This is a genomic window from Pseudomonas sp. 34 E 7 (genome assembly GCF_900005715.1).
Lineage (GTDB): Bacteria > Pseudomonadota > Gammaproteobacteria > Pseudomonadales > Pseudomonadaceae > Aquipseudomonas > Aquipseudomonas orientalis_A.
The window spans coordinates 49,433-56,194 of the sequence record NZ_CVTX01000142.1 but is presented as its reverse complement, the minus strand read 5'-3'; the positions used below and the strand labels follow the sequence as shown (position 1 = coordinate 56,194).

At 58.8% G+C, this 6,762-nt stretch carries 5 protein-coding genes; 2 read left to right on the top strand and 3 right to left on the bottom strand.

Going from position 1 to position 6,762, the window contains the following annotated elements; translation table 11 throughout:
• Positions 1 to 152: 152 nt before the first annotated feature.
• Entirely contained in the window at positions 153 to 752 is a 600-nt protein-coding gene (locus BFP96_RS14405) for a tRNA-uridine aminocarboxypropyltransferase (protein WP_065893749.1), read from the bottom strand.
• Between the two features lie 5 nt (positions 753 to 757).
• On the bottom strand, positions 758 to 1,651 hold the full coding sequence (locus tag BFP96_RS14400; protein WP_065884488.1) for a LysR family transcriptional regulator: 894 nt from the start codon (positions 1,649 to 1,651) through the stop codon (positions 758 to 760).
• A gap of 154 nt (positions 1,652 to 1,805) precedes the next feature.
• Here BFP96_RS14400 and speB point away from each other — a divergent pair, with 154 nt between their 5' ends.
• Positions 1,806 to 2,756 (top strand): agmatinase, encoded by a 951-nt coding sequence (speB, locus tag BFP96_RS14395; RefSeq protein ID WP_065893751.1) that lies wholly within the window; start codon positions 1,806 to 1,808, stop codon positions 2,754 to 2,756.
• 166 nt (positions 2,757 to 2,922) lie between these two features.
• On the top strand, positions 2,923 to 4,305 hold the full coding sequence (locus BFP96_RS14390) for a sodium:solute symporter (RefSeq protein WP_065936457.1): 1,383 nt from the start codon (positions 2,923 to 2,925) through the stop codon (positions 4,303 to 4,305).
• 69 nt (positions 4,306 to 4,374) lie between these two features.
• Here the strand turns inward: BFP96_RS14390 and BFP96_RS14385 are convergent, their stop codons facing one another.
• Positions 4,375 to 6,453, bottom strand: coding sequence for an FAD-dependent oxidoreductase (locus tag BFP96_RS14385; RefSeq protein WP_065936456.1), 2,079 nt, complete (start codon positions 6,451 to 6,453; stop codon positions 4,375 to 4,377).
• Positions 6,454 to 6,762 lie beyond the last annotated feature (309 nt).

The window sequence follows — 6,762 nt, the reverse complement described above, 5'->3', positions numbered from 1 at the left end:
AGCCTGCGTTCGGCCAGCGTGGTTTAACGGGGCGCCTAGGATCAAAAGCCAGATCAAGAGCGACTCGCTTCGCATCGTGGTTACGGTTGGGCGCTACAGAGTTGTGTAGATACCTATGTCCCGATAGCCGCACCGCGATACCCCGCCTGCCCCTAATCCCCACCGCCATGATTTCTCTGAAAAACCTCTTCCCCCATCGCCGCAATCTGCCCCTCGATCAACGCTTCAAAAGGTTTGAGCAACGTCTCGAACGATGCCGGCGCCTCCAGTACCTGCAACGCCTGCGCAATCGCTTCGACCGTCGACAAGGCGCCAGGTCCCGGCGCCTTGCGCAAGCGATACCGGGAGACACCGCCATCGGCCAGCGTGACCCGAGGCAAGGCCGCCAGCAACGGGTTGAGGTGCAGCAACTTGCGCGCCTTGCGCCAGGTGCCGTCAGGCACCACCAGCAACAGCGGCTGATCGTCTTGTGCGTAGGCTTGCAGGGGTTGGGCATCATCGGCCGGAAACAACAGCCGCGCCTGATAGCCGGGCGGGTTCAACAGGGTCGCCAGGTCATCGAACACCTCTCCCACCACCAACTGCGCATTGTTCAACCCCAACGCCGCCAGCCGCGCGGTATTAAGCGCGTGGTTGACCTCGCTCGGATGCTGCAGCAGTAACACACGGGTGCGACTGTCGAGACGCGGAATCAGCGGGCACAGGCAGTGGCTGACGGGCCTGAGACAATGGGAACACTGGGGTCTGGACATGCTTTTCAGGCCTGGTTGAGCTGGGCTTTAAGTAAATCGCGGAAAGTCTGGATCAGCGGCTCGCGGCCTCGCCCCCGGCGCATGATCATCGAAAACGGCGCCTGGTAGCCGAAGGTGGCCGGCAGCAGTACGCGCAGGTCGCCCTTGTCGGCCCAGGCCTGGGCGTAGTGCTCGGGCAGGTAGCCGATATAGGCGCCGGACAACACCAAAATCAGCTGCGCCTCCATGCTTTCCACGGTGGCCGCGCTGTGCTTGAAGCCATGGCGCGCGAGTTCGGCCTGGCTCCAGTAACCACGCCCGACCATACGTTGCTGGGTGATGACCTGCTCGGGGATACGCCGCTCGTTGAACAACGGGTGCCGGGTGCTGCAATACAGCCAGTGCTGCTCCCGGTACAGCGGCATGTAGATCAGCCCGCTCATGCGGTTGGAAAACGCGCCGATGGCCAGATCCAGGCGATTGTCCTGTACCCCCAGTTGCAGTTCATAAGGACTCATCACCGACAGATGCAAATGGACTGCCGGGTGTTCGAGGCTGTAGGCACCGATCACCTCAGCGAACGGCAGCGCTTTGTCGCTGACCGTGGAGTCGAGCACACCGAGCTTGAGGGTGCCGCGCAATTCGCCCTTCAACGCGGCGGCATATTGTTCGAAGCCTTCCAGTTCGCCCAGTAAACGCAAGGTCTCCTGATAAAACAGCTCGCCCTTGCTGGTCAGGCTGAAACCGCCGCGCCCACGATGGCACAGCACCAGGCCCAACGCCGATTCCAGCTGGCTCATATAGGTGCTGATGGCTGACGTCGACAGGTTGAGTGCGTGTTGCGCGTTGGCGAACCCCTGGTGTCGCACAACGCTGACGAAGATGCGCAGCAGTTTCAGGTCGGGCAAGGCGTTGGCCATCAAATCTCCGCAGGCTCTCTTATTTAAACCGAGTTTACCCCAGGCGTTAGTTTAGAAAAATCTGAACTAAGTATTTGCCTCTGCCGATTCTTCCCTGCCCCCGCTTTTTACAGAATCGGCCTCCTGATAAACACAGCAACGATGAGGCAATCCCGTGGACAAGATTTTCCACCAACCACTGGGCGGCAACGAAATGCCGCGCTTCGCCGGCATCGCCACCATGATGCGCCTGCCCCACCTGCAAACGGCCGAGGGCCTGGACGCGGCCTTCATCGGCGTGCCCCTGGACATCGGCACCTCGCTGCGCGCCGGCACCCGCTTCGGGCCTCGGGAAATTCGCGCCGAGTCGGTGATGATCCGCCCTTACAACATGGCAACCGGCGCTGCGCCGTTCGATTCGCTGTCGGTTGCGGATATCGGCGACGTGGCGATCAATACCTTTAATCTCCTCGACGCCGTGCGCATCATCGAACACGCCTACGATGAAATCCTCGAGCACGCCGTTATCCCCCTGACCCTGGGCGGCGACCACACCATCACCCTGCCGATCCTGCGGGCGATTCACAAGAAACACGGCAAGGTCGGGCTGGTGCACATCGACGCCCACGCCGACGTCAACGACCATATGTTCGGCGAGAAAATCGCCCACGGCACTACCTTCCGCCGCGCCGTGGAAGAGGGTTTGCTCGACTGCGACCGTGTGGTGCAGATCGGCCTGCGCGCGCAGGGCTACACCGCTGAAGACTTCAACTGGAGCCGCAAGCAGGGCTTCCGCGTGGTCCAGGCCGAAGAGTGCTGGCATCACTCGCTCGCGCCGTTGATGGCCGAAGTGCGCGAAAAGGTCGGCGGCGGCCCGGTGTACCTGAGCTTCGACATCGATGGCATCGACCCGGCCTGGGCACCGGGCACCGGCACGCCGGAAATCGGCGGGCTGACCACCATCCAGGCGATCGAGATCATTCGTGGCTGCCAGGGCCTGGACTTGATTGGTTGTGATCTGGTGGAAGTTTCGCCGCCCTATGACACCACCGGCAACACCTCGCTGCTGGGTGCCAACCTGCTGTATGAAATGCTCTGTGTATTGCCCGGCGTGACGCATCGCTGATCAGCGCGTACACGCCTTGAACAGAATAAAAAGCATGGTCGCACTCTGAAAAACCCGGGGACTTCCAAGGTCCCCAATCACCGATGTACCTGACCTTGGCTCGCGCGCTTGCCGAGCCGACTGCCGCCTGATCGTCCATAAAAAATATAATCGGAGAATCACCGTCATGGCTTTGGATCTATTTGTCGTCCTCATCTACGCCGCCGGCATGCTGGTGCTCGGCTACTACGGCATGCGCCGCGCCAAGACCCATGAAGACTATCTGGTGGCCGGGCGCAACCTGGGGCCATCGCTGTATATGGGCACCATGGCCGCCACGGTATTGGGCGGCGCCTCCACCGTCGGCACTGTGCGCCTGGGTTATGTGCACGGTATTTCCGGTTTTTGGCTGTGCGCCGCACTGGGCGCGGGGATCATTGTGCTGAACCTGTTCCTGGCCAGGCCGCTGTTGAAGCTGAAAATCTTCACCGTCACCCAGGTCCTGGAGAAACGCTACAACCCCATGGCTCGCCAGGCCAGCGCAGTGATCATGCTGGCTTACGCACTGATGATCGCAGTGACCTCGATCCTGGCCATCGGCACTGTGCTGCAAGTGTTGTTCGGCCTGCCGTTCTGGATCTCGGTGCTGCTGGGCGGTGGCGTGGTGGTGGTGTATTCGACCATCGGCGGCATGTGGTCGCTGACCCTGACCGATATCGTGCAGTTCGTGATCAAGACGGTTGGACTGATGTTCATTCTGTTGCCGATCTGCCTGTACCGCGTCGGCGGCTGGGATGAACTGGTGGCCAGGCTGCCGGCATCGAGTTTGAGCTTCACCGCGATTGGCTGGGACACGATCATTACCTACTTCATGATCTACTTCTTCGGCATCCTGATCGGCCAGGATATCTGGCAGCGCGTATTCACCGCTCGCGACGAAAAAGTTGCGCGGTACGCCGGCACCTTCGCCGGGTTCTATTGCATTGTTTATGGACTGGCATGCGCATTGATCGGCATGGCGGCGCATGTGCTGATCCCGGAACTGGATAACGCCAACAACGCGTTCGCGGCCATCGTCAAAGCCTCACTGCCGGACGGCATTCGCGGCCTGGTGATTGCCGCAGCCCTGGCGGCCATGATGTCCACGGCCAGCGCCGGCTTGCTCGCCGCCTCCACCGTGCTGACCGAAGACTTGTTGCCACGGTTGCGCAGCGGCAAGCAGTCGAGCCTGGGCGTCAACCGCTTGTTCACCTTGCTGACCGGCATCGCCGTGATCGGCATCGCACTGGTGGTGAACGATGTGATCAGCGCCCTGACCCTGGCCTATAACCTGCTGGTGGGCGGCATGCTGATCCCGCTGATCGGAGCAGTCTTCTGGAAACGCGCGACCACCGCAGGGGCGATTACGTCGATGGGCCTGGGGTTCCTGACCGCGCTGGTATTCATGTTCAAGGATGGGCTGGATGCAAACACGCCGATTTATTACAGCCTCGCGGTCGCGTCGGTGAGTTTTGTGCTGGTGAGTGTGGTGTCGCGTAAACCGGGCGCCGTGGTGGCAGGCGTGGCTTGACCCCGTCCGGGCTTTAGAGCGGTTTCTTCAGCGGGTGCGACGGCGAATGTCACACCCGTTTTTTGTCCCTCAATGGTCAGACGTTCTGGCCAAGATGATCTCCTGAACCAAAGAGGCCCACACCAATCCCTGGGTAGTGCCTCCGGCATATGTGCCTCCGGCCGCGATTTGATGGTAGGCGGACCAATAAACGATCGAAAGCCCATCTGAAGTACCCGGCCTCGCACATTCGATTATTTGCAGGTCACTCTTTTCGACGGCTCTGCGGTAAGACTGTGGAAAATGCCGAGAAATAGCAGCAAGGCACGCCGCGAGTACTTGCTCTTTATATTCAAGCGTTGATCCAGGCGGAACCTGCCCGCCGGAGACAAGAATGCAATCCCCGTCCAGGCGGCAATTCATGACACCGACGGGTAGATCGTACTGCAACTTGAGCCCGCGCATTTCAGCACCTTCATGTCCAATCGCGGGCAGTTTGAAAAACCAACCGATGATCGCGATCACGTTGGGTTCCTCTACGCCCATGGCAGTGACAACGAAGTGATCTTTGCTCAGTTCACAAATGTGTTCCGACGTCAAAAGCCTGGACCGAAACTGAACCCCCGCACGTTGCAAAAGCCTCTCCAACTCCAGAATCAGATCGTCGAATGCCACCTCGTAGCCGGATACTTCTATAGCCCGGCCGACACCATGAACGCCGTAACTTGCCTGGATTTGCGTATGACTAATCTCTGCAACTTCACCTCCTGGCTTGCCGCTCGGCCAAGGACGGCGTTCGATATCGCGCTGTTCGCGTATCGCTCCTTCTACATCAGTGGTATCGCCTATATAGGCTCTTACAATCCGCGCGTGCGCAAAGGGTGCCAGCGACGGGTTGTCAGCCAGAAGTTTTTCAAACAATTCAATGCCTGCTCGGTTGCATTCAACGGCCAAATGCTGATTTCCGCAGAGCAGGTACTGATTATGGAGCGGCTTTGCCGTCGTCTCCGTCGCTGACAGGTGACGCATGTTCACCTGCTTGTGGCTGGCGCCATCGCTCTGCCGGTTGCGGCCGTATACGTCGACTTGATAATTGGCCAGGCGAAACATCACGGCTTGAAAAAGGCCGTTGATCCCTCTGCCGATGATCGACACGCGTGGCGCATCGGCCTCTATCTGCTGAACGGGAATCGCCAATGACTGTACAACTTTGCGCCTGGCAAGACCGTGCAAAGCCGTCAAGCTCAATTGGATTGCGACGGCATAGTCGAGATCGCACTGGCAGGCTTCTGCAGTTGCCGCCTGCGCCGTCAGCGTCGCCGGTTTGCGCCACGTGGAGACACTACAGCCGAGCTTTTGCGCGCGCATTCGAAACGCGTCCAATGTGACGAGCCCATAGTCCAATACAAGCTGGATGCCCTCGGCTCGCGCCAGGGCCTGCAAAGCGTCATCGCTGAACACGTCCGGTTTGGCGACGCAAACAACGCGAGCCTGTTTGTGCAGACATTGAATAAGGGCACGGTCAATACGACGGGTGGAGTCCTTAGTCAGAGATAAACACAGAGCGACTGCACGGGCCCCCTTCATCGCCTCGAACCAGTCGACTACAAATGACACCCGGCTGTTTTGGGAGACTTTTCTGCCAAGTGCCGAAGGGCAGCGGCTTAACACCTTAATTCGAACATCCGGGTCTCGATCAAGGAGTAACGTGACAAGTTCCTGACCGACATTGCCGTATCCCAGCACGCAGATGTCACGGGGTATCGAGCCATCGGCCAATGTCAGCCAGCGCGCAATATAAGCAGCGACATGCGGCGCGTTCACACCGGGCGTATTGACCACTTGAATCCCTTTGGATGCGCACAGGTCCAGTCGAACCTTATCGAGGCTCGTCCCCCTGCGAATCAGATGCAGGTTTCCAAATGGGTGGGCTGAACGCCAGAGGTCTATGACGTCTGCATCCATGGCTTGGTCCCCAACAACGATTGTTGCTGGACGCAAAAGCCCGATCTGGGTGAGCAACGCCTGCTTGGTTATTGTCGGGGAGAGAAACACGATGTTGTCCGGAGCATCAGCTTTCCAGCCTCTGGAAACCGGCGCGATATGTAAAATGCTCTCGGTTGTGGCGATCAAGGATGCGGCGACGGGCGGAACGGGAAAGCGCGTCATGGCTTAGTCTCCAATAACTCTGACTTAGTAATGCCCCGAAGAGAGGTTTTATAAAGTTTGGAGTTACGGAAGCGGCCGTTCTCTATTCCTGGGTTTTGTTTGACCTTTCCACAAAGAATTGCAACAACCGATGAAATTCCGTAACGGAATTCAACCTACGCTCATCTTTTAAAATGAATAAGCCAGCCAATTCTGACGAGCGAGTAGCCCAATTCCGACATTTGAAGGCGAGAGATGTAAGGCGCTTTAACCGATCTTCGTGCCTGTCACAAACGAAATATGGGAGCGAACCTGCTCGCGAATGCAGTA